The sequence below is a fragment of the Ruminococcus sp. BSD2780120874_150323_B10 genome, assembly GCF_015553695.1.
GTDB lineage: Bacteria > Bacillota > Clostridia > Oscillospirales > Acutalibacteraceae > Ruminococcoides > Ruminococcoides intestinale_A.
Genome location: NZ_JADNHD010000007.1, coordinates 41,352 through 65,306, shown reverse-complemented (window position 1 = coordinate 65,306; position 23,955 = coordinate 41,352). Strand labels below are relative to the sequence as shown.

At 41.2% G+C, this 23,955-nt stretch carries 23 protein-coding genes, 1 pseudogene and 1 riboswitch; of the genes and pseudogenes, 13 read left to right on the top strand and 11 right to left on the bottom strand.

Annotated elements, in window-relative coordinates:
* The first annotated feature begins 103 nt into the window (after positions 1–103).
* Together rmuC and I2E21_RS06045 are read left to right on the top strand one after the other, a co-directional pair.
* Positions 104–1,366 (top strand): DNA recombination protein RmuC, encoded by a 1,263-nt coding sequence (rmuC, locus tag I2E21_RS06050; RefSeq protein ID WP_195410717.1) that lies wholly within the window; start codon positions 104–106, stop codon positions 1,364–1,366.
* A gap of 116 nt (positions 1,367–1,482) precedes the next feature.
* A complete protein-coding gene (locus I2E21_RS06045; RefSeq protein ID WP_195410716.1) occupies positions 1,483–2,010 on the top strand; it encodes a hypothetical protein in 528 nt (175 codons plus the stop codon).
* 213 nt (positions 2,011–2,223) lie between these two features.
* Here the strand turns inward: I2E21_RS06045 and gpmI are convergent, their stop codons facing one another.
* From gpmI to trmL, 4 genes are all read right to left on the bottom strand, one after another.
* The gene (gpmI, locus tag I2E21_RS06040; RefSeq protein ID WP_195410715.1) at positions 2,224–3,735 is read right to left on the bottom strand and encodes a 2,3-bisphosphoglycerate-independent phosphoglycerate mutase; all 1,512 of its coding nucleotides are present in this window, start codon (positions 3,733–3,735) and stop codon (positions 2,224–2,226) included.
* 99 nt (positions 3,736–3,834) lie between these two features.
* On the bottom strand, positions 3,835–4,602 hold the full coding sequence (gene tpiA, locus I2E21_RS06035; protein ID WP_195410714.1) for a triose-phosphate isomerase: 768 nt from the start codon (positions 4,600–4,602) through the stop codon (positions 3,835–3,837).
* Positions 4,603–4,709: 107 nt separating this feature from the next.
* The gene (locus I2E21_RS06030; protein ID WP_195410713.1) at positions 4,710–5,921 is read right to left on the bottom strand and encodes a phosphoglycerate kinase; all 1,212 of its coding nucleotides are present in this window, start codon (positions 5,919–5,921) and stop codon (positions 4,710–4,712) included.
* Between the two features lie 183 nt (positions 5,922–6,104).
* Complete coding sequence (gene trmL / locus I2E21_RS06025) at positions 6,105–6,617, bottom strand: tRNA (uridine(34)/cytosine(34)/5-carboxymethylaminomethyluridine(34)-2'-O)-methyltransferase TrmL (protein ID WP_022235308.1); 513 nt, start codon at positions 6,615–6,617, stop codon at positions 6,105–6,107.
* Positions 6,618–6,735: 118 nt separating this feature from the next.
* Between trmL and I2E21_RS06020 the strand changes: the two genes are divergently transcribed.
* Positions 6,736–6,918, top strand: coding sequence for a hypothetical protein (locus tag I2E21_RS06020; RefSeq protein WP_022235309.1), 183 nt, complete (start codon positions 6,736–6,738; stop codon positions 6,916–6,918).
* A 193-nt stretch (positions 6,919–7,111) separates the two neighbouring features.
* Here I2E21_RS06020 and I2E21_RS06015 read toward each other — a convergent pair whose 3' ends face one another.
* The 6 genes from I2E21_RS06015 to I2E21_RS05990 form a co-directional block, all read right to left on the bottom strand.
* Entirely contained in the window at positions 7,112–7,624 is a 513-nt protein-coding gene (locus tag I2E21_RS06015; RefSeq protein ID WP_195410712.1) for a DNA-deoxyinosine glycosylase, read from the bottom strand.
* Between the two features lie 18 nt (positions 7,625–7,642).
* On the bottom strand, positions 7,643–8,986 hold the full coding sequence (locus tag I2E21_RS06010) for an MATE family efflux transporter (protein WP_195410711.1): 1,344 nt from the start codon (positions 8,984–8,986) through the stop codon (positions 7,643–7,645).
* Between the two features lie 160 nt (positions 8,987–9,146).
* Entirely contained in the window at positions 9,147–10,523 is a 1,377-nt protein-coding gene (locus I2E21_RS06005; protein ID WP_117705567.1) for an NAD(P)/FAD-dependent oxidoreductase, read from the bottom strand.
* 77 nt (positions 10,524–10,600) lie between these two features.
* A riboswitch (purine riboswitch) is annotated at positions 10,601–10,699 on the bottom strand.
* Between the two features lie 544 nt (positions 10,700–11,243).
* On the bottom strand, positions 11,244–11,984 hold the full coding sequence (gene pflA / locus I2E21_RS06000; protein ID WP_022235313.1) for a pyruvate formate-lyase-activating protein: 741 nt from the start codon (positions 11,982–11,984) through the stop codon (positions 11,244–11,246).
* 7 nt (positions 11,985–11,991) lie between these two features.
* Positions 11,992–14,238 carry a formate C-acetyltransferase gene (gene pflB / locus I2E21_RS05995; RefSeq protein WP_195410710.1) on the bottom strand — a complete coding sequence of 749 codons (2,247 nt, stop codon included), beginning with the start codon at positions 14,236–14,238 and terminating at the stop codon, positions 11,992–11,994.
* A 477-nt stretch (positions 14,239–14,715) separates the two neighbouring features.
* Positions 14,716–15,249 (bottom strand): DUF5662 family protein, encoded by a 534-nt coding sequence (locus I2E21_RS05990; protein ID WP_195410709.1) that lies wholly within the window; start codon positions 15,247–15,249, stop codon positions 14,716–14,718.
* Positions 15,250–15,387: 138 nt separating this feature from the next.
* On the opposite strand from I2E21_RS05990, the gene I2E21_RS05985 reads away from it, so the two are divergent.
* From I2E21_RS05985 to I2E21_RS05940, 10 genes and pseudogenes are all read left to right on the top strand, one after another.
* Positions 15,388–16,614 (top strand): L,D-transpeptidase family protein, encoded by a 1,227-nt coding sequence (locus tag I2E21_RS05985; RefSeq protein ID WP_195410708.1) that lies wholly within the window; start codon positions 15,388–15,390, stop codon positions 16,612–16,614.
* Between the two features lie 890 nt (positions 16,615–17,504).
* Positions 17,505–18,425, top strand: a complete 921-nt coding sequence (locus tag I2E21_RS05980) for a DUF6017 domain-containing protein (RefSeq protein WP_195410707.1) — start codon at positions 17,505–17,507, stop codon at positions 18,423–18,425.
* A 19-nt stretch (positions 18,426–18,444) separates the two neighbouring features.
* Positions 18,445–18,663 carry a DUF5348 domain-containing protein gene (locus I2E21_RS05975; RefSeq protein WP_002610290.1) on the top strand — a complete coding sequence of 73 codons (219 nt, stop codon included), beginning with the start codon at positions 18,445–18,447 and terminating at the stop codon, positions 18,661–18,663.
* 82 nt (positions 18,664–18,745) lie between these two features.
* Positions 18,746–19,222: a PcfB family protein gene (locus I2E21_RS05970; RefSeq protein ID WP_055224705.1), complete on the top strand. Its 477-nt coding sequence runs from the start codon at positions 18,746–18,748 to the stop codon at positions 19,220–19,222.
* Positions 19,219–21,006: a VirD4-like conjugal transfer protein, CD1115 family gene (locus tag I2E21_RS05965; RefSeq protein WP_003529196.1), complete on the top strand. Its 1,788-nt coding sequence runs from the start codon at positions 19,219–19,221 to the stop codon at positions 21,004–21,006. Before I2E21_RS05970 ends, I2E21_RS05965 begins: the two co-directional genes overlap by 4 nt.
* Complete coding sequence (locus I2E21_RS05960; protein WP_165479718.1) at positions 20,999–21,166, top strand: hypothetical protein; 168 nt, start codon at positions 20,999–21,001, stop codon at positions 21,164–21,166. The genes I2E21_RS05965 and I2E21_RS05960 overlap by 8 nt, the downstream gene beginning before the upstream one ends.
* 198 nt (positions 21,167–21,364) lie before the next feature.
* Positions 21,365–21,517, top strand: a pseudogene (locus tag I2E21_RS05955) (Maff2 family mobile element protein); the annotation flags it as partial.
* A 142-nt stretch (positions 21,518–21,659) separates the two neighbouring features.
* Positions 21,660–21,869, top strand: a complete 210-nt coding sequence (locus tag I2E21_RS05950; RefSeq protein WP_015514784.1) for a helix-turn-helix transcriptional regulator — start codon at positions 21,660–21,662, stop codon at positions 21,867–21,869.
* A 221-nt stretch (positions 21,870–22,090) separates the two neighbouring features.
* The gene (locus tag I2E21_RS05945; RefSeq protein ID WP_117841577.1) at positions 22,091–22,618 is read left to right on the top strand and encodes a hypothetical protein; all 528 of its coding nucleotides are present in this window, start codon (positions 22,091–22,093) and stop codon (positions 22,616–22,618) included.
* A gap of 226 nt (positions 22,619–22,844) precedes the next feature.
* On the top strand, positions 22,845–23,087 hold the full coding sequence (locus tag I2E21_RS05940) for a hypothetical protein (RefSeq protein ID WP_243240599.1): 243 nt from the start codon (positions 22,845–22,847) through the stop codon (positions 23,085–23,087).
* A 44-nt stretch (positions 23,088–23,131) separates the two neighbouring features.
* On the opposite strand, the gene I2E21_RS05935 is transcribed toward I2E21_RS05940, so the two are convergent.
* Complete coding sequence (locus I2E21_RS05935) at positions 23,132–23,953, bottom strand: helix-turn-helix transcriptional regulator (RefSeq protein ID WP_006859270.1); 822 nt, start codon at positions 23,951–23,953, stop codon at positions 23,132–23,134.
* Between the last annotated feature and the right edge of the window lie 2 nt (positions 23,954–23,955).

The window sequence follows — 23,955 nt, the reverse complement described above, 5'->3', positions numbered from 1 at the left end:
TCAGTTTGGCAGTCTGTTTTTGCATAATTTATAAAACATTCGTTTGACTTTTTAGCCTTGAAATGCTAATATATTAGTATAAATTGAATAAGGAAGTGTAAAAATGCAAACGGCACTTGATATTATTATAATTGTTTTGCTTGTTATTGCAGTTGTTATGCTCGGCATTGTTATCCTTAATCAGCTAAAAAAAGCATCGGACAACAGCAACAGTGAAGAATTTAAAAGACTCGAACAAACTATCCGTAACGAACAATCGGCATTGCGACAGGAGCTTTCTTCATCAACTCAAATGTCAGTAAAAAATCTCGGTGATATGATTGCCGCAAGTCAGAATGCGTATGCAATAAATCAGAGCAAAAGCCTTAATCAGCTTGAAGAAAGACTTAAAACCTTTTCGCTCGAAAATGAGCAAAAGCTCGAAAATATCAGGCGCTCGGTTGAGAGCAGACTTAATTATATTCAAGAAGATAACAATAAAAACCTTGAAGAAATGCGAAAAACTGTTGATGAGCGTTTACAGCAATCCATAGAAGAAAAAATGAACCGCTCATTTTCACTTGTCAATGAGCGACTTGAGCAGGTTTATAAAGGTCTTGGAGAAATGCAAAGCCTTGCCGTCGGTGTGGGCGACCTCAAAAAAGTCCTTTCAAATGTGAAAACACGAGGTATTCTCGGAGAAATTCAATTATCCGCAATTTTAAGCGAAATTCTCTCGCCCGAGCAGTACGAAGAAAATGTCGCCACAAAAAAAGGTTCAAAAAATGTAGTTGAATTTGCAGTCAAACTTCCCTCCGACGATGATAAATTTATTTATCTGCCTATTGACTCTAAATTCCCGGGGGATACCTATGCGGCTTTGCGTGACGCCATTGACGAGGGCGACAAAATAAAAATTGACCTTGCCGCAAAAGCGCTTATCACAAGAATAAAAAGTGAAGCAAAGGATATTCACGATAAATACATAGATCCCCCCTATACCACCGAATTTGCAATTATGTTTTTGCCTTTCGAGGGATTGTACAGTGAAGCAGTAAACCGAGGTCTTGTTGAAATTTTACAGCGTGATTACAAGGTAAACATCGCAGGCCCGAGCACTATGGCGGCATTACTCAATTCATTGCAAATGGGCTTTAAAACTCTTGCCGTGCAAAAAAGAAGTGCCGAAGTATGGGAAATTTTAGGCGCAGTAAAGCAGGAATTTGACAAATTCGGAGATGTGCTTGAGGCAACTCAACAAAGACTTGATCAAGCAAATAAGGAACTTGACAAACTCGTAGGTGTGCGTACAAGACAAATCCAGCGAAAGCTCAAAGATGTACAGACTCCTGCCAAAGAATTATCCGAAAAAATATTTGATGCCTAAAAATAAAGCGTACACCAAAACGGTGTACGCTTTTTCAGCATAAAATGACATTTTTGCTTGAAAACAATTGCAAAGTATAGTAATATATAATTATCAGAATTGGAATGGTAATTACAATGAATATTAATGAAGTTTATCTAAGAATAATTGAAACTGAAAATGACAGCGATGTTGTAAAGCTTGCGAAAAAGGAAGTTATGGTAATTCCGATTTTAATAAATGCAATGCTTGACGAAAATAATTGTCGTGCGCAAAATATACTTATCGACCTTAGCGAACAAACACCTCTCTTGGTGTATCCGTATTTTCAATACATAATACAGGCGCTTGACAGATATGATAATTTTACAGCTTGGAACACATGGAGAATTATAGCTAATCTTTTAATTGTTGATTATCTTGAGATGTGGGAAGAAATTAAAGATAAATACTTTGCGGCCTTTAACAGCGAAAACATAGCAGAAATTCTTGTAGTTGTTTCAACCGCAAAACTCATTATAAAATACAAACCTAAGGATAAAGAAAAGATTACAATACTTGCAAGTGAATGTGTAAATAATGAATTTAAAATTTGCAACGAACCTGCCCCGCATTTAAATACAGTTGCAAAACAGGCAGTTGACGAATTTTTCAACAATTTGTAATAGCAATGTTAATAACTTGTCGGGAATTATAAAATAATAATTATGATTTAGCATACTTTCGCCTAAATAATTACAATTGCTTTGCGAATAATTTTTGCTAAACTGTAATTTAAGCATTATCCCAACATTTAACCAAAACCTAATAAAAAACAAGAAAGCTGTACCTGAATACTCAAGTACAGCTTAATTTTATGCAAAATTTATTAAGTAAAATTACTTAATAAGGCTAACGCCGTCCATTTCTGCAGGCTGCTCTAAGCCCATAATCTGGAGCATAGTAGGAGCAATATCAGCAAGTCTGCCACCCTCACGAAGCTGGCAATCATAACCTACTACACAGAAAGGAACAGGATTTGTTGTATGAGCTGTAAACGGTGAACCGTCAGCGTCTACCATCTTATCTGCATTACCGTGGTCGGCTGTGATAAGAGCAACACCGCCCATTTTCTTGATAGCCTCAACAACTCTGCCTACGCAAGTGTCAACAGCCTCAACAGCCTTTACAGCTGCCTCAAACACGCCTGTATGACCTACCATATCACAGTTAGCGTAGTTTAAGATAATCATATCATACTTACCGCTCTCAATAGCAGGAACAAGCTTATCTGTAACCTCATAAGCGCTCATCTCCGGCTGTAAGTCATATGTTGCAACAGCAGGTGACTTAACAAGGATTCTGTCCTCGCCCTCATACTGCTTTTCAACACCGCCGTTGAAGAAGAATGTTACATGAGCGTACTTCTCTGTTTCGGCAATTCTAAGCTGTGTCATACCCTTGTTTGAAACATACTCGCCAAGTGTATTCTTAAGTGTCTGCGGCTTAAATGCAACATCAACATTTGGCATTGTAGCGTCATACTGTGTCATACATACAAAGTTTACAGGGAAAAATCCGTTCTTTCTCTCAAATCCCTTAAATTCAGGATCAACAAAAGTTCTTGTAATCTCTCTTGCTCTGTCAGGACGGAAGTTAAAGAAGATAACGCTGTCGTTCGGCTTAACCTGTGCGCCGCCGTCAACTACAACAGGAACTACAAACTCGTCTGTAACGCCGTTTTCATATGACTTTTCAATAGCACAGCATGGGCAATCGGCTTTTTCACCTTCGCCGTAAACCATAGCGGCATATGTCTTTTCAACTCTGTCCCAGTTATTATCACGGTCCATAGCATAGTATCTGCCTGAAACAGTGGCTACCTTACCTACACCGATTTCTTTCATCTTGTCGAGGAGCTCATCCATAAATTCAGCGGCACTTGATGGCGGAACATCTCTGCCGTCGAGGAATGCGTGAACATATACATTCTCAAGGCCTTTCTTCTTAGCAAGCTCAAGAATACCGTAAAGGTGTGTATTGTGGCTGTGAACGCCGCCGCTTGAAAGAAGACCCATAAGGTGAAGTGCTGTACCGTTCTCAATAGCCTTATCCATTGCATTTACAATAGCCTCGTTCTCTTTGAGCTTATCTTCATTAATAGTTTTTGTAATTCTTGTAAGCTCCTGATATACGATTCTGCCTGCGCCCATATTTGTATGGCCAACCTCTGAGTTACCCATCTGACCGTCAGGAAGACCTACATCCATACCCGACGCACCAATCTGTGTTACCGGGTTTTCTGCAAAAAGTTTATCAATATTTGGCTTATTTGCCGCTTTAATAGCATTACCTTTCTCCGGTGCAATACCAAAACCGTCGAGAATCATAAGAATTAATGGTTTTTTCATAACATAAATCCTTTCTAAACATTACGGACGACACAGGGAACACTGACTGCAAATTTATTACAGTTATTTCCTTTTGCCGTCCGTACCCCTAAAATTTAATTACTTGCTTGCTGCCTTTACAATAGCTGCAAATTTCCCAGCAACGAGTGAAGCACCGCCGATAAGACCGCCGTCAACATTTGTCTTTGAGAGGAGTTCGTCAGCATTGCCGTCATTCATTGAACCGCCGTACTGAATTGTAACAGCGTCAGCGTCAGCCTGTGTGTAAAGCTTAGCGATTGTAGCACGAATAAATGCGCAAACTTCTTCAGCCTGGTCAGCTGTAGCAGTCTTGCCTGTACCGATAGCCCATACAGGCTCGTAAGCGATAACGATGTTCTTAAGCTCGTCAGCTGTAACATTGAAGAGGTCAAGTTTAATCTGTCTTGCGATAACTTCCTCTGTAATGTCGCACTCACGCTCCCAAAGAAGTTCACCGACACATACGATTGGCTTTAAGCCTGCAGCGAGAGCAGCCTTTGTTCTCTTGTTTACAGTTTCGTCTGTTTCGCCGAAATACTGTCTTCTCTCGCTGTGACCGAGAACTACATACTCAACACCCATTTCCTTGAGCATAAGAGCAGAAATTTCGCCTGTGAAAGCGCCGCTCTCTGCCCAGTGGCAGTTTTCGGCACCGATTTTTACATTTGAGCCCTTTGTTGTTTCAAGAGCTACGCTTAAATCTACGAAAGGAACGCAAGCGATTACTTCGCAGTCAGCATCCTTTACAGCAGGAACAACAGCCTCAAGAAGTGCCTTAGCCTCTGAAGGTGTCTTATTCATTTTCCAGTTACCGGCAATAATTGCCTTTCTCTTTGTCTTGTCCATTGTAATATTCCTTTCCGATAAATAATTTATAAGAAATTAAAAATTGTTGTCTGTTATAAAATTAAACCATTAAGGGCGGAATACTCCGCCCCTATTGATTTTATAGATTAATTTTTGTCAGCGATAACTGCGATACCCGGAAGAACCTTGCCCTCGAGGTACTCAAGAGATGCGCCGCCGCCTGTTGAGATGTGGCTCATCTTGTCAGCAAAACCAAGCTGAATAACAGCTGCAGCAGAGTCGCCGCCGCCGATGATTGTTGTAGCGTCTGTTTCTGCAAGAGCCTTAGCAACAGCAATTGTGCCCTTTGCAAGTGTTGGGTTCTCAAATACGCCCATAGGTCCGTTCCAAACAACTGTCTTAGCTGTCTTAACTGCATCTGCAAAGAGAGCCTGTGTCTTTGTACCGATATCAAGACCTTCCATATCAGCAGGGATAGCAGAAGAATCTACAACCTCAACCTCGATTGGAGCATCGATTGGATCAGGGAATGTCTTAGAAACTGTTGTATCTACAGGGAGAAGGAGCTTTTTGCCGAGCTTTTCAGCCTTAGCCATCATTTCCTTACAGTAGTCAATCTTTGTATCATCAACGAGTGAAAGACCAACTTCCTTACCCTGAGCCTTTAAGAATGTGTAAGCCATACCGCCGCCGATGATAAGTGTATCGCACTTATCAAGGAGATTAGAAATAACATTAAGCTTGTCAGCAACCTTTGCGCCGCCGAGAATAGCAACGAAAGGACGAACAGGAGTTTCAACTGCATTACCGAGGTAGTTGATTTCCTTCTGCATGAGGTAACCAACTGCTGTATCCTTGATGTGGTCTGTAACACCTACTGTTGAGCAGTGTGCACGGTGAGCTGAACCGAAAGCGTCCATTACAAATACATCTGCAAGAGATGCAAGCTCTGATGAGAATGGCTCAAGGTTCTTGGTTTCTTCTTTTCTGAATCTTGTATTCTGAAGAAGAACAACATCGCCGTCCTTCATTTCTGCAACTGCCTTTTTAGCGTTCTCGCCTACAACCTCATCGTCGTCAGCAAAGATAACTTCCTTGCCGAGGAGCTCGGAAAGTCTTACTGCAACAGGAGCAAGTGAGAATTTAGCCTCTGGGCCGTTCTTCGGCTTGCCGAGGTGTGAGCAAAGAATAACCTTACCGCCGTCTGCGATAAGCTTTTTAATTGTAGGAAGAGCTGCTGTAATTCTGTTATCATTTGTAATAACGCCGTCTTTGAGCGGAACATTAAAGTCAACTCGAACGAGAACTCTTTTACCTTTTACATTGATGTCATCAACTGTAACCTTATTAAGATTCATTATTGAACAATCCTTTCTAATAGAAGAATAATGTAAAAATATAGCATTTTTACAGTCAATTATATTATATATCAAAACATTGGTTTTATCAATATAAATCTAAAAAATTTCGAGCAATTCCAAAAAAATTTTCGTATAATAATTGAATTTACGGATTTTTTATGCACAAAATATTTATGAGATTTACTTTAAAACATCGCTCCATTTGTGGTTATGCAGTTCGCCTATACTCTGCAGCTGCGGATAATTCCACTGTCTTAGCACTTCATATGTTGCAATGGCAACTGAATTTGAAAGATTCAGACTTCTTGCCTCGTCAATCATAGGTATTCTGACCGTGCTTTCGGGATACTGCATCAAAAGTTCTTCGGGCAGTCCCTTGGTTTCCTTTCCGAAAATAATATAGCAGTTATCGGGATACTCGGCATCTGAATGAATATGAGTACCCTTTGTTGAAAAGAGAAAATACCTGCCACCCTTTGTTTTTTCGAGAAAATCGTTTAAATCATCGTAATATGTAATATCAAGCAAGTGCCAATAATCAAGACCCGCTCTCTTTAGTTTTTTGTCATCAATATAAAAACCGAGAGGACGGACAAGGTGCAGACTTGCTCCCGTTGCGGCGCAGGTTCTTGCAATATTGCCTGTATTCTGCGGAATTTCAGGCTCTACCAGCACAATATTAAGCTTTGCCAAATCTTATCACTCCAAAAATTCAAAATTCTGTTTTATTCTATTTTAAATCGTAAACAATAATAATGCAAGAACAATCTTGCTCAAATAATAAATACAATTTTTACAGGAGGAAAGACTTATGTTTCATTCGCCGATAACAGACATTATGAAAGGTGTTGCCTTAGGTATGATGGCAGGCATAGCTGTTGGCTGCTGCGGAAGAAAAATGTATGACGAAAATCCAAAGCTTAAAAGAAAAGCCAGCAAAGCAATCCACACAATGGAATCCATGCTCGACACCGCACACTATATGTTCAGATAAAAAATCGGCAGTATCATTTTTAAGTGATGCTGCCAATTTTCAGTGTTGAATAAATTATGGTTCAGTAAACTTTCTTTATTTTTTGGCGGATAATTTAGCGTTAGCTAAAATTTCAATGTCCGTTCAAAACCTAAACTAAATCATAATTTAGTACCGCATAACAAGCATAAAACCGCTTATTATGCGGTGCTTTTTATAAGTATTTTAAAATCACATTCCATTCCCGTAAAAGTTTGTCGAGTGTAAATGCCGCATTTGCAGGACTTGTTGACGGAAGTTTTATTGCCTCAATTTGTGTAAACGGATAAATATGCTTTTTATACAGTCTATCAGCAGTCGAACCGTTTGTAAAAATTTGCGATATATTTGCCGTCTGTAAAATCGGCTCAATATCATTCGGCACAACATTCTTTATTGAACTGTCGCTTGAACCTGTAATTGTGCAGGACTTTATAACATCCCACAAAGCTATGCCGTTACTTAGCAACAGTTGTTTTTTCTCTTCCGTGTTTTCGGGAACGCTTTCATTTAAAAGATTGGCAAGAACTTTCCAAAAGCGGTTTTGCTTATGCCCGTAGAAAAACTCCGCCTCCCGTGATTTTACGGACGGAAAACTGCCGAGAATTAATATTTTGGAATTTCGGTTAAACACAGGCGGTATGGTGTGCAGCAGCCGTAATTCTTCTTGTATGTTTGTTTTTGCCATAGCTGTTTTAATCTCCGATTAAATATTTTTTACTTGTGATTTATTCATTTTTACAATTATTACGGCTATTGCAAATACAATAAATTCAGTCAGAGGAAAAGACCACCAAATTCCCATAATATTAAAGTTATTGTTCAACAGCCACATAAGAGGAAACAATAAAACTCCTTGACGAAGTACCTGAATAACCATACTCGGTACAATTTTACCCATTGCCTGAACATAAGTGGCAATCATGGTAGATACTCCGCCAAAGCAATAGCTAAGCGCCATTATTCTTATTGCAGGTATTCCGACAGAACACATTTTTTCCGATGCGGAAAACAACAAAAGTATTTGTCGCGGAAACAATACCAGTAAAAGCGTACCTACAGCCATTATAATCACCGCTATCGCAGTTCCGCTGTGATATGTCCGATTAACCCGTTCGTATTTTTTTGCACCGTAATTATAACGCATAATCGGCAAACAACCTTGAATTAAACCGTTTACCGACATAAATATTAACTGCTGTACCTTAAAATACGCTCCGAAAAAAGCCACTGCCGTATCAGAATATGTGACTAAAAACAGATTGACAAAAGTTATCATTAATGAACTTAAAACATTCATGGCAAACGAAGGCAATCCATATCCAAATATATTTTTAAACATATGAAAATCAAAAACAAAACTCTTGATTTTCAGTTTTACCTTTTGCTTAGTAAATATAAGTACATATAATGAAATCAGCATTGACAAAACATAGCCTAAAACGGTTGCCAAAGCAGCTCCTTTAATTCCCATTTCAGGAAAAGGGCCTATTCCAAAAATAAGCAATGGGTCAAACACAAGATTAAACACCACTCCCGCAATCTGAAACCACATAGGAGAAATCATATTGCCTGTAGCCTGCAGCATTTTTTGAATTGCAATATGTACCATATTCGGCACTTGCATAAATGCACAAATCTGCATATATATACAGCCGTATTCAAAAATTTGACTGTCCTCCGTAAAGGCAGAATAGTACGGTATCATAGTCAAAAGTACAATTATATTAACAATTATACCAACCGATAACGACAAAATCAATCCCATTGTAACAACAGAATTTGCCTTGTCCTGCCTTTTTTGCCCCAAATAACCGGCAATCAAAACATTTATTCCTACTCCAATCCACACTGAAAGTGAGTTCATTAAATTTGTAATCGGAAAAGACAAAGATACTGCCGCAAGAGCTTGCTCATTAATGCAGGCAACAAACATACTGTCTATCATATTATATGAATATTGCAAAAACATAGAAATCATAGGCGGCAAGCACATCTTAATTATTAATCTGTTTATAGGTTGATATTCCATTTTGTTACAGGTTTCCATAAAATTCCCTCCGAAACAAAAAAGTCACACCCCGCAAAGGGTGTGACGAAAAAACTTTGTTGAAAAATTCACACAAATTTTCTACTTACATTATAGCACAGCACAAGTATTTGTCAAATAAAAGTTATACAGAGAACCATTAAAATATTCTCTATTGACTTTACTGATTGAGAATTTCTCTTGCAACAAACACACCGCTTGCGCTTGCGTGTGACAAGGAATGAGTTACACCACTGCCGTCGCCAATAATATAAAGTCCTTTATGAAGCGACTCAAGGTGTTCGTCAACTTCAACTTCCATATTGTAGAATTTAACCTCAACGCCATAGAGCAATGTATCATCATTCGCTGTACCCGGCGCAATATTATCAAGGGCATAAATCATTTCAATAATGCCGTCAAGTATTCTCTTCGGCAATACAAGACTAAGGTCACCCGGTGTAGCCGACAGTGTAGGAACAACCAGACCTTCCTCAATTCTTTTCGGGTTACTTCTGCGGCCACGGATTAAATCGCCAAAACGCTGAACAATTACTCCTCCGCCGAGCATATTACTAAGTCTTGCAATGCTTTCACCGTAACCGTTACTGTCTTTAAAGGGTTCTGAAAAATGCTTGCTTACGAGCAGCGCAAAGTTTGTATTCTCCGTTTGTTTTTCCTTGTCCTCATAACTGTGACCGTTTACTGTAATAATGCCGTTTGTGTTTTCTGTAACTACACTACCCTTAGGATTCATACAGAATGTACGCACATTATCCTCGAACTGCTCTGTACGATATACGATTTTACTTTCATAAAGTTCGTCTGTAAGATTTGCAAAAATTACAGCAGGCAGCTCAACACGAACACCAATGTCAACTCGGTTAGATTTTGTCGGAATTTTAAGGTCATTGCAAACTTTTTCCATCCATTTACTTCCACTTCGACCAACTGAAACAATACATTTTTCACACTCGTAACTTTCTTTTTCGGTGTTAATGATATATCCTTTATCATCACCCAAAATTTCAATATTGCTGACGGGAGTGTCAAAGTAAAAATCGACCTTATCCTTAAGAAAATTATATATGTTATTCAACACAATGTAGTTTTTATCAGTACCGAGATGGCGAACAGATGCGTCCAATAAATTAAGCTTGTTCTGCAAGCAAAGTTTTTTAAAGCCTGAACCTGCTGTTGAATACAATTTAGTACCGCTGCCGCCGTACTGCATATTTATATCATCAACATAGTGCATTAATTCAATAGCCTTTTTCTTGCCGATATATTCATATAAAGTACCGCCGAAATCATTGGTAATGTTATATTTACCGTCAGAAAAAGCACCTGCGCCGCCAAATCCGCTCATTATTGAACAAGTTTTGCAAGAAATACATTTTTTTACCTTGTCGCCGTCAATAGGGCATTTTCTTTTTTCAAGCAAATGACCCTCTTCAAAAACAGCAACCTTGAGGTCTGAATTGTTAGTAATTAATTCATAGGCAGAAAAAATACCGCCCGGGCCTGCACCGACAATAATTACATCATATTTTTTCATCATTTTTCATTTTTCTCCTTTATGTTAAAAAGTAAAGCGTAAAGGCAAATAAAAAAACCACCAAAAACAACTATAATATGCCCCTACTCGGGGATTATAGTTAAACAGTTTAAGGCAGTTTGTAGATACACCCGTCCGTATTACGAGTTTATATAATCTTTGAACCTGCAATATTATAGCAAATTATATTGCAACCGTCAATAGCTATTTTTATTTTTATGTAAATTAGAGGCATATTCATTATCAGTTTGGCATTTAAATTTAGCTAACGCTAAATTATCCGCCCAAAAATAAAAAAGTTTACTCAATTTTTCAAAAATTGCGGGTTTGGGCAGAGCCCATAAATACTTTCCGTTTACGCAATCTGACGATAGCCAAACAGCTTGCTGTTTGGCGGCTTGAACAAATAGGCGAAAGCCTTTGCGAGAGCAATAAGAAAAGAAATTCGTTATTTCATTAACAAAATACAGGTCTTTTCTTAACGGCTGTCGCCCGTTTTAACAAACTTAGTCTTAACACGCAAACAGCGTGGCTGTTTGCGCCCGATAAATTGTTATATCGGAAGATATTATGGGCGCTGCCCAAACCCGCAAGCCTTTAAAAAGGCTTGCCCTAAATTTTTTAATTATTTCGCTTAAATTGGTGCATTAAACCCCAAATTTACAATCTCAACTAACCAAAAAGGGACAGTCATCAGACTGTCCCAAAAATATTAGGTTATTATTCGCAACCGAGAATTTTTTTTGCGTTAAGAACTCTCTCGGGTGTTGGCGGATCAATGCCCTCAAGTTTATAGTCGATGCCAAGTTCTTTCCACTTATACACTCCAAGTGTGTGGTACGGCAACACTTCAACTCTCTTGACATTTTTAAGAGTTTTTATAAAATCGGCAAGACGATACAGATACTCGTCATAGTCGCTCCTCTGCGGAACAAGTACATGGCGAATCCATACGGGTTTACCCATATCCGAAAGCTCTCTTGCCATTTGCAGAATATTAACATTAGTATGCCCGGTAAGAATTTTGTGCTGTTCATCATCAATATGCTTAATATCGAGTAACAACAAATCCGTATATTGCATAAGCTCTTTCCACTTTGAGTAGTAAGGTTCTTCTGTAGTAAACGGGTTTCCGCTTGTATCAAGCGTTGTATTTATACCGAGCTTTTTTGCCTTTTTAAAAAAGTCAATAAGAAAATCAATCTGTAAAAGCGGCTCTCCTCCACTAACTGTAATACCGCCCTCACTTTTCCAGTAAGGGCGATATGCGATAGCTTTTTTAAGCAATTCTTCTGCTGTGTAAGGTGTACCCTTACTCATTTGCCAGGTGTCGGGATTGTGGCAGAATTGACAGCGCATTGCGCAACCGCTCAAAAATACTACATATCTTACACCCGGTCCGTCAACAGAACCAAAGCTCTCGAGTGAGTGGACATAGCCGACTAACTCTTTATTTTCCATTATTAAATTACATTGACTTGTGGCAAGTTCTTGCGATTACATCGAGCTGCTGCTCTCTTGTAAGGTCAATGAACTTAACAGCGTAACCTGATACACGGATTGTGAAGTTAGCGTACTCTTCCTTCTCAGGATGCTCCATAGCATCGATGAGCTTTTCTGTACCGAATACGTTTACATTGAGGTGGTGTGCACCCTGATCGAAGTAACCGTCAAGTACATTTACAAGGTTGTTTACACGCTCGTCATCATTGTGACCGAGTGCATCCGGGCTGATTGTCTGTGTATTTGAAATACCATCGAGTGCATACTCGTATGGAAGTTTAGCAACAGAGTTAAGTGAAGCAAGAAGACCGCTCTGCTCTGCACCGTAAGATGGGTTAGCACCAGGTGAAAGTGGCTCGCCTGCTTTTCTGCCGTCAGGAAGTGAACCTGTAGCCTTACCGTATACAACATTTGATGTAATTGTAAGGATAGAAGTTGTAGGCTCTGAATCTCTGTATGTGTGGCAGTATCTGATCTTGCTCATAAACTTACGGAGAAGGTTTACAGCGATTTCGTCTGCTCTCTCATCGTTGTTGCCGTATCTTGGGAACTCACCGTCGATCTCGAAGTCAGTAGCAATACCGTCTTCATCACGGATAACCTTAACCTTAGCATACTTAATAGCGCTAAGTGAGTCAACTACATGTGAGAAACCAGCGATACCTGTAGCAAATGTACGACGGCAGTTAGTATCAATAAGAGCCATCTCGGCAGCTTCATAGTAATACTTGTCGTGCATATAGTGAATCATATTAAGTGTACCTACATAGAGGTGAGCAAGCCAATCCATCATAGCGTCATACTTCTTGAGAACCTCATCATAGTCAAGGTATTCAGAAGTAATCGGTCTGTATTCAGGACCTACCTGTACCTTTGTCTTCTCATCAACACCGCCGTTGATAGCGTAAAGAAGACACTTAGCAAGGTTAGCACGAGCGCCGAAGAACTGGATTTCCTTACCGGTTTCTGTTGCAGATACGCAGCAGCAGATTGAGTAATCATCGCCCCATACCGGACGCATAACATCATCGTTCTCATACTGAATTGAGCTTGTCTGAACAGAGATCTTAGAAGCGTACTTCTTAAAGCCCTCAGGAAGTCTTGAAGAATAAAGAACTGTGAGGTTTGGCTCAGGTGAAGGGCCCATATTCTCAAGTGTGTGGAGGAAACGGAAGTCGTTCTTTGTAACCTGTGAACGGCCGTCGATACCGATACCTGCAACTTCAAGAGTAGCCCATACAGGGTCACCTGAGAAGAGCTGGTTGTAGCTTTCGATTCTTGCGAACTTAACCATACGGCACTTCATAACAAAGTGGTCAACAAGCTCCTGTGCCTGTGCCTCTGTAAGTGTACCGTTCTCAAGGTCACGCTCAATATAAATGTCGAGGAATGTAGAAACTCTGCCTACGCTCATTGCAGCACCGTTCTGAGTCTTGATAGCTGCGAGGTAACCAAAGTAGAGCCACTGAACAGCTTCTTTAGCGTTCTTAGCAGGCTGTGAAATATCAAAGCCGTAGATTGCAGCCATTTCTTTCATGCCGTTAAGAGCCTTGATCTGATCTGCGATTTCCTCTCTGAGCTGGAAGTCGCCTCTTCTCATACCCTGACGGTTTGTTTCGGCGAAGTCTTCCTTCTTGCACTCGATAAGGTAATCAATACCGTAAAGAGCGACTCTTCTGTAGTCGCCTACGATTCTGCCTCTGCCGTATGTATCCGGAAGACCTGTAAGAATCTTGTTGTGACGAGCTACCTTCATTTCAGGTGTGTAGATATCGAATACACCCTGGTTATGTGTCTTGTGATATTTTGTAAAGATTTCGTGAAGCTTAGGGCTTGGCTCATAACCGTACATCTGGCATGACTGTTCAGCCATCTTAATGCCGCCGTAAGGCATAAATGCACGCTTTAAAGGCTTGTCAGTCTGAAGACCGACTACCTGCTCAAGATCCTTAAGATCTTCGTCAATGTATGCTGCGCCGTAAGCTGTGAGTGAGGTAACAACCTCAGTCTCCATATCAAGTACGCCGCCCTTGCTTCTTTCTTCTTTCTGAAGTTCTTTAAGTTTGCCCCAAAGCTTTTCTGTAGCCTCAGTAGGACCTACGAGGAAAGACTCATCGCCGTCATATGGCTTGTAGTTTTTCTGGATAAAGTCTCTGACATTGATTTCAGATTCCCAAAGTCCGCCAACAAAATTACTCCATTCGGAACGCATAGAATAACCCCCTGTATTTCAAAAATAAAACCGACAAGGCTCAAACCGTGATTGATTTGAACCGTCGGCATTTCAAGCATTTTCAATAGACGAGATTAACTCTCATTGAATTGATTTTATTGCTTTTTTGCCGAAACGGCAATGTAAGCCTTGCGTTGCTGATTTATTGTTTCCGTCACAAAATCAGCATATATAAAATACCACATTTTTTTGCTAAAGTCAAGGATTTTCAAAAATTACTAATGCTTTTTATTTTTGCCTAAAAAAGCCGAATTTTCCCTATATTTTTTGCCTATAGCGCCGCCGATTTTCGGTATATTTTTTAATATGTGAAAAATTTAACAATTACTTGTTTTTTATTATTTGTTTTTACATAAATTTTGTTGATTTTTGTTCTGCTCTTTACAAGCGGAAAAAGCATTTCAGTACTTTAAAACGCAAAATCGGTAAAATAAATTCATTAAAATCACAAAGAAATTATTTTTTGATTTTTCTTAATTTTCTTATATAAGCAAAAGTTTCTTCTTCTCCCTTTTCACTCAGCATTGTAAGTAATTCTTCAAGCAGTTTCTCTGTGTTTTCGTGCATACGGTGTTTGCCCTTTACCCTGCCGAAGTAATCCAAAGAATCTCTGTCTTTGTAATTTGAACCGTTATATATTTTACTTGCGGCGACCCTGTCACAAAACATTTCGATTACATAATTAATCGGCATTTCCACATTTTCTATCTGCTTTGTCTTAGGATTGTAGTCATTCCAATACTCGTAGTGATGACGGTTTCTGCCCTTATGATGCATCCATGCCTTTGAGTAGCCGTAAAGCTCCCTTTCTTTTTCGTTAGGACTTCTGTTGCCCTGGTAGTACTTTGCACCAGGAATAAACTCCGTCGGTGAATATTTTGAAAGGTCGTGCCTTAACCCCTGCCAAAGTATTCCTGCCTTTGCGCAGTGAGCAATAACCTTATGCCTGTGTCTTGTAATCGTTCTGAAGTGTTTTATAAAATGTAACATATCCAATCACCAAACATATTCTAACATATTTCACGGGGATTTTGTTGAATATTTAAATATTTCTTGAACTTTTTTAAAAAAACATATATAATAATGTAATAAAATAAACTAAAAGACACAAACGAAAGGAATAATTTGATGAATTTTAAATCCATTAATCGTAAATCCTTTATTCTTACGCTTGCGGCAGTACTTGGCGTATCGGTAATAGTAACCGCTGTGGCAGGTAGAACTTCCGATAATTCAGTACCTGCCGACAATAAAAACATTAATACAACTCAACCTTCGTTGGCAAACAGCAAACAGCCGACCGTTATTGTAACGGGCGAAACCGCCGATATAAGCATTGAATGTAATGAAATAAAAATTATCACTCCGTCTGAGGCAACCGCCGAAGAACTCGTAAAATCAAAGTGGTCAAGCAGTGACAACAATATCGTTACCGTTGATGACGGTGGAAGAATTGACGGCTTAAGCGAGGGTACGGCTACAATTACCGCACAGATAGGCAACACCCGCCATACCTACAATATTACGGTTGCTGCTCAGTCGCAGAGCATTTATGACGGATATTCAACCTGCTATCTTGCAAATACCGATGTTCTCAATGAAAATCTTAATAATATTTACGAGAAAAATCCTTATTTTATTAAAGTCAATCGCTCGCAAAACTGCGTTACGGTTTACACTTATGACAAAAACGGCGAATATACTGTTCCTGTCCGTGCAATGATTTGTTCAACCGGTATTGACAAAGCTACCGTTCTCGGCGACGATTTCTACATTTACTACAAGCAGGAATGGAATCCGCTTTTCAATGATGTTTACGGTCATTATGTATCGGGATTTTACGGCGATTATCTTTTTCATTCCGTTCCGTATGAAGACGCAAGCGCCGACACACTCGAAACCGAGGAGTTCAACAAACTCGGAGATGAGGGTTCACTCGGCTGTGTAAGAATGGAAACCGCAGATGTAAAGTGGATATATGATAATTGTCCCGAAAACACACCCGTAACCGTTTACGATGACGACAATCCGGGTCCGCTCGGCAAACCGGAGGCAATTAAAATTACCGACCATACCTGTGGCTGGGACCCTACCGACGATGATCCGCAGAATCCGTATGCAGCAAAGACACCTGAAATTCACGGCGCAAGCGATTTGACTATAACCAAAGGCGAAACCGCCGACCTGCTTGAGGGTGTAACCGCTGTTGACACCTGTTCAAACGATATTACAGATAAAATATCCGTAACAGGCAATGTTCTTACCGATAAAGTCGGTACATATAAGCTGACTTACAGCGTTGAAGACACAATGCACCGCACAAAAAGAATTGATGTTACCGTCAAGGTAGTTTAAAATTATGGTTTAGCAGAGTGTTTTGACAAGTAATTATAAAAGTTATAAAAGTTTGGTCAACCTTTTCAAAGGTTGTGGGTGTGGGCAAAGCCCACAAATACTTTCCGCTTACGCAATCTGACGATAGCCGAACAGCTTGCTGTTTGGCGGCTTGAACGAATAGGCAAAAGTCAATGCGAGAGCAATAAAAGAAAACATACTTAATCTTCATAGGCAACGCAATGCGTTGCCTATATTTTTGGCATTTCCGTTTACAACGGCTACCGCCTGTTTTTTCAAATTCTGTTTTACGCACACTGACAGCAGGCTGTCAGTGCATAATAATTTGTTATATCGGAAGATTTTTATGGGCGCTGCCCAAACCCGCAATTTTTGAAAAAATTGAGTAAACTTTTTTGTTTTTGGGAGGATAATTTAGCGTTAGCTAAATTTCAATCCCCGACCGACACTCCGTTAAACCATAATTCACCCCAACTTTTCGAGAAAAAAATTTTGATTATCCCGAAAAACCCTTGAAATACAAGCACATTCGCAGGATTTCAGATTGATTTTACTACCAATTTACTACTTTTAACGGATTGCGCCTTGATATGCCGGAACATCTTGCGAGCATGAAACAACCCAATACAAACGCGACGCACTGGCGGCGCGGCACGTCGGCAATCACACAATTTCATATAGCACCGCACTGGCGGCGTTACCTTATCCCAACCGGGAAACAAGGAACGCCGCTATTTTTTTACCCTCATGTTACGCAGTAGGGGCAAAAAGAGTCTTGCTACACAAGGCTTTGCGGGTACGGTTTTCACAGGGTAAGGGATTGATACCTAAACCCTTAAAATCGCTGTTCTACCGCGTAACAAATATGCAGCAAAGGAGTTGATGAAGCTATGGCAGTTTTCCGCGTGGAGAGAAACACAGGATATACGGTTATGAGCAACCACCATTTACGCAACAAAGAACTTTCCCTAAAGGCAAAAGGGCTGTTATCGCAAATGCTGTCCTTGCCGGAGGATTGGGACTATACCCTTGCGGGACTGTCCTATATCAACCGGGAAAAAATCGACGCTATCCGCGAAGCTGTCCGGGAGCTTGAAAGAGCCGGATATATTCAGCGTTCAAGGGAGCGCGACGAGAAAGGACGCTTGCGGGGAACTGATTACATCATCTATGAGCAGCCGCCTAACTTGGATTTACCTACATTGGAAAATCCAACATTGGGAAATCCAACATTGGAAAATCCAACATTGGAAAATCCTACGCAGGAAAAACCTACGTTGGAAAATCCAATGCAATTAAATAAAGATATACAAAAGACTGACTTACCAAAAAAAGAAAAATCAAATACGGATTTATCAAGTAACCATTCCATTCCTATCCTTTCCCCTAACCCCTCTCCTTTGAGGGAAGAAACGGCAGAGCCGGAACGGAAAGGAACGGAAGCGGCAGACGCATACAGCGTGTATGAGGAAATCATCAAGGACAATATCGAGTATGAGCATTTTATCAAGCATACCAACATTGACAGGGAACGCTTGGACGAGATTGTGTCCCTTATCCTTGAAACTGTCTGCACCAAACGAAAGACAATTCGTATCGCCGGGGACGATTATCCGGCAGAGCTTGTCAAAGCAAAGTTTATGAAGCTGAACAGCAGCCACATTGAATTTGTCTTTGACTGCATGAAAGAGAACACCACGAAAATCCGTAACATCAAGCAATATCTGAAAGCGGTACTTTTCAACGCGCCCAACACCATTGACAGCTATTACACCGCCCTTGTCAACCACGATATGTACGGCGGCTATTAAAAAACAGGAGGATTTTAATATGACACAGAAAACAGGAGCTTTGATTTTTGATGAAACGGCAGACCGTTACGACATTCGCTTTGACCTTAACGACTACTACGGAGGATTGCATTGTGGGGATTGCCTTGAAGTGTTTGTACGCGGCAAATGGAAGCCGACCCGCATGGAGTACGGGGACAACTGGTATCTTGTCGGTGTGAGGGCTTCGGATTTGAACGGGCTGCGGGTGCGTATCTAAAGGCGGCATGAAAAATGTACGCCTTATTTTTATGCCCCGAAGCGGCACACCACCCTAACCAAACTATGAAAGGAGGGATTTCATGCAAGATGAAGTCAATGAAAAAGTCGTGTCTTTAGCAATCAAAACATCTAAGCTGACCGCCGAAGTGCTGCAAAAGGCTATGAAAGCCCTGCTTGCCAAAGGCAAAGGGCAGCTAACCAAAGCCCCGCATGGGAAAATCACCATGCGGCAGCTTATGAAGCAGGGAGAAAAGGTTTCCAACATTGAGATTACCGACCAAAATATCAAAGCCTTTGACCCTATCGCAAGGAAAAGCGGGCTTGATTACAACGTCAAGAAGATTGAGAACGGCAAGCCGCCGACCTATCTTGTGTCTTTTAAGGGCAAGGATATTGACGTTATGACCGAAGCGTTCCGGGAATTTACCGCAAAGAAATTAGGCAGGGATAAAAAGCCCTCTATCCGCAAGCTGCTTTCCACTCTGAAAGACAAGGCGGCAGCTCTGAACGCACAGAGGGACAAAGTGAAGAAAAAGGACAGGGAGGTATCGCTATGAAGCCGGAACTTAAAAAGCTGCTTATCCTAAATGCCCCCTATCTGCTCTTTGTCTATCTCTTTGACAAAATCGGACAAGCGGTACGCCTTGCGCCGGGGGCTGACCTTTCCGGCAAGGTGCTTTCCCTTGCAGACGGCTTTTCCGCTGCCTTTGCAACCCCGCTTCCGAGCCTTGCCCCTATGGATTTGCTTATCGGTATTGTGGGGGCTGTCCTTATCCGGCTTATGGTGTACTTCAAAGGCAAGAACGCGAAGAAATACCGAAAAGGTATCGAATACGGTTCAGCCCGTTGGGGCAACGCCGAAGATATAAAGCCCTATACCGACCCGGTATTTCAAAATAACGTGCTTCTGACACAGACGGAACGGCTTACCATGAACAGCCGCCCGAAGCAGCCGAAGTATGCAAGGAATAAAAATATCCTTGTTATCGGGGGAAGCGGCAGCGGCAAGACGAGATTTTTTGTGAAGCCCAACTTAATGCAAATGCACTCAAGCTACGTTGTAACTGACCCGAAAGGTACGGTTTTAGTCGAGTGTGGGAAGCTCTTACAGCGCGGCGGGTATCGGATAAAGGTGCTGAACACGATAAATTTTAAGAAATCCATGCGTTATAATCCCTTTGCCTATATCCGCAGCGAAAAAGACATTTTGAAACTGGTAAATACCTTGATTGCCAACACCAAAGGGGACGGGGAAAAAGCCGGGGAGGATTTTTGGGTAAAATCGGAACGGCTCTTTTACTGCGCCCTTATCGGCTACATTTGGTACGAAGCCCCGGAGGAAGAAAAGAACTTCACAACGCTGCTTGAAATGATAAATGCCAGTGAAGCACGCGAGGACGACCCGGAATTTCAGTCCCCCGTTGACCTCATGTTTGAACGGTTGGAGGAAAAAGACCCGGAACACTTTGCCGTCCGGCAGTACAAGAAATTCCTGTTATCTGCGGGAAAGACACGAAGCTCTATCCTCATTTCCTGCGGTGCGCGGCTTGCCCCTTTTGACATTAAAGAGCTGCGCGACCTTATGGAAACCGACGAAATGGAGCTTGACACCATAGGCGACCGCAAGACCGCCCTGTTTGTTATCATCAGCGACACCGACGATACTTTTAACTTTGTTGTGAGTATTCTTTACACGCAGCTTTTCAATCTCCTTTGCGACAAGGCAGATGATGAATACGGCGGCAGGCTGCCCGTCCATGTGCGCTGTCTGTTAGACGAATTTGCAAATATCGGGCAGATACCGAAGTTTGAAAAGCTCATAGCCACCATACGAAGCCGGGAAATCTCCGCGTCGATTATCTTACAGTCGCAAAGCCAGTTAAAGGCAATCTATAAGGACAACGCCGATACCATAGTCGGCAACTGCGACACCACCCTTTTCTTGGGCGGCAAGGAGAAAACCACCCTCAAAGAAATGTCGGAAATCTTGGGGAAAGAAACCATTGACAGCTTCAACACTTCCGAGAACCGGGGGCGCGAGGTATCGCATGGGCTGAACTATCAGAAGTTAGGCAAGCAGCTTATGACGGAAGATGAAATAGCGGTTATGGACGGCGGGAAATGTATTTTACAGCTACGAGGGGTGCGCCCGTTCTTTTCCGATAAGTACGACATTACAAAGCACCCCAACTATAAATATCTTTCCGACTATGACAAGAAAAATACTTTTGATATGGAAAAGCATTTAAGGCGCAGACCCGCCCTTGTGAAGCCGGACGAAGTATTTGACTACTACGAAATCAGCGAAAGCGATTTGCAGGAGGACACCGACCATGAATAGACGTATCAAAAAGAAAAAGGACAAGAAAATCACAGAAGCCATAAACGGGCTTGTTTCGATTGCTGAACGGCGGGAACAGCAGCGGCAAGCTGCTATCCGGCAGTTTGTGAAACGGTGTGAAGCCCTGTATGAGCAGCAGCGAAAAGAAAGGAGGAATTGACGCAGTAACAAAGAAAAAGACAACTTGCATGATACGCGCCCCTACAAAAATTCCTATCGCCACACTGACAACTGAATACCGCCGCGCGGCAGACATTTAGGCAGCGCGGGGACTTATGACCGCGGCAGTTTGAAAACTGACCGCCGTTTTTTATGCCCTTTTACGGGGCAAGCCGCATTTGCGGCAGAAAGGAGTTTTATGGAATTTTTCAACAGCGCAATCGGCGTATTACAGACTTTGGTTATCGCTCTTGGAGCAGGACTTGGCATTTGGGGCGTTATCAATCTCTTAGAGGGATATGGAAACGACAATCCGGGTGCAAAATCACAGGGCATTAAACAGCTCATGGCTAATTAGATGTAATAAAAGCGGAGAAAGGAAAAGCACAATCCAGACGGAACCGGCGGTGTAGTCAAGAAATATTGTGGAAACGCAAGATTTCTGCTATAATGGGTATAAAACACTTGACGATGGAAAGAAAGGCGGGAAGCCTATGCACATTAGTTATCAGCCACTATGGAACACACTGAAAGAGCGTGGCATGAGGAAAGAGGATTTGCGGCTTGCCGCCGGTCTTACCACAAATATGATTGCCAACATGGGCAAGGGAAAGAATATCAGCATGGAAACGCTGGTTCGCATTTGTGAAGCCTTGAATTGTGGTATTATGAATGTGATTAAATTAGAACAGGACAATATCTAAAGCGATATAATTTTATATTTGATTCGATTTGCACAAAAAATTAAATTTTAATGGTGTATATTTTCTATTGTACCCAATGTAAATAAGTGCTATCATAAAATAAAACAAGTACATTTGAAACATTTTATGATTTGAGAGTGTGCTTGCAGGTTAGTAGCATATTGCCAATAACTGAATACAAAAAATGTAGGTTCTGGTCATTTTAGAAAGGAGCATTGTTTATGAAAAAATTTAGTAAAAGATTGTTTACCTCGTTGGTAGCGTTTTGTATGCTTTTTGCTGTGAGTGCGGTTCCTGCTTTTGCAGCGGAAACAACAACGGAAATAACGGATACTCAACAGCCGGTAGTCATTGGAGAATATGACGGATACTTAACCGATGTTATGATTTCCGATGGTGTCACCAAAAGAGCAGTCGCTAATGTTCGTATTAACTCTTATGCAACTTATGATGAGGATGATGGGATTCAAGTTCATGTGAAGTTGTATGTACCGTGGTATGAATCTCCAAAACCGGAGTTCACTGGTATGACTGGTACAGTTAATGTGCTTATGAACAAAAAATCCACCAATACGGCATTTGCAGAATTAGCCGACGGTGAAGAAACAATCGAAACTGATGTGGATACTGGAAGAACAGGTAATAGCGGAGATAAGGGAACGGTTTCTGTTTCTGGTGTTGCTACCGCTAATAATGCCTTGGCAGGCGGTGGAGCTTTCGCTATTTCTTACCCTGTGACACTTCCCTAATTAAATGCAAAACAGTTGTGAATTAAGGTTGGTAATAGGTAAAATGAAACGGTTATTGGCAATATGCGTATGTTTTTTTATGTGTGTAGGCTTATGTTCGTGTGATTCTTCCCAAACTCGGTCGGTATCATCATATAACTGGTCTTTAGAATTTATTACTGATTTAGATGGTAATATGTTATTCTCAGGTTCAGTGCATGATGACATACCAGTATTGGATTTGACATTGAGTTTTGAAGAAAAAAGTTTTATCTTAACAGATAACACTCATAAACAAGAATGGACAGGTACATATTCGCTTGAAAAGATTGACAATTCTTCTTCGAAACTCGGATTAACTTTTGAAAATTTAGAGGAGCCTGTTACAGGCGTATATGGAACAAGAGTTTATTCTGATGATTCAGAAAGCGCAACAATTACATTACAAACTGATGAAAATATCCTGTCTTTTGTTGGAGAAGATTCATAAATAAAAACAGCCGCTGTAGGAACAAAATCCTACAACGGCTGTTTTTATTTCCACGGCCTGCGCCGGAAGTTCATACCAGACTGTTTTATCAGCGGGGATTTCTTGAACAGCTTTTTCAAAAGGCTTCGTTCCTCTTGTGAGAGCCGCTTGTATTTGAGCCGGAACGCCTTGCAGAATATCTCCGTGAATTGCTGAACCCTGTCCCCCGGAGATTGCATGGCCTTTTGTACTTCCCGTATAAGTTCATCGGCAGGCGTGGTATCCGGCGCACTTTCGCTGTCATTTTCGTGCGCCTTGCGTATATCATGGAGAATGACGTCCCATGTTTTGTGCGTCACATGGCAGAAAAAATCTTCTTCCTCTATCTGACAGGCTTCCAACACTTTGATTGCCCGGTCTGCCGCAGCTTCGGGGTGTTCTTCCAGTACCATAGCCCGTAAAGCAGCCAGTGAGCTGTTTGTGTCATGGAAGTGCATGGTTGCTATCCCGTCCACATAGATTTCTGCGTCTGCCAGCAATTCCTTAAATTTTTCATGGGAGATAATCTCACACAGCAGCCGGTTATTGAAGCGTTCACTTTTCAGCAGTTCCACGACTTCATCACTCAAATGTAATTCTTCTATCGGGGTGTTTTCATATCTCCGATTATTGGTAAGGCCGAGCAGATAGTCAACCGACACCTGATAGAAGTCTGCCAGCTTCAACAGGCTGCCGTGGTTAATTTCCTTGTATTCGTCGTTGTCGTTTTCATAACTGCCGAGGGCTGATTTTGAAATGCCGGTTTCCTGTGCCAGTTCTTCCAGATTCAAGCCCCGTTCCACCCGTAAATCTTTCAGGCGTTCCTGTACGGAAATGCGGGTTTTCATAA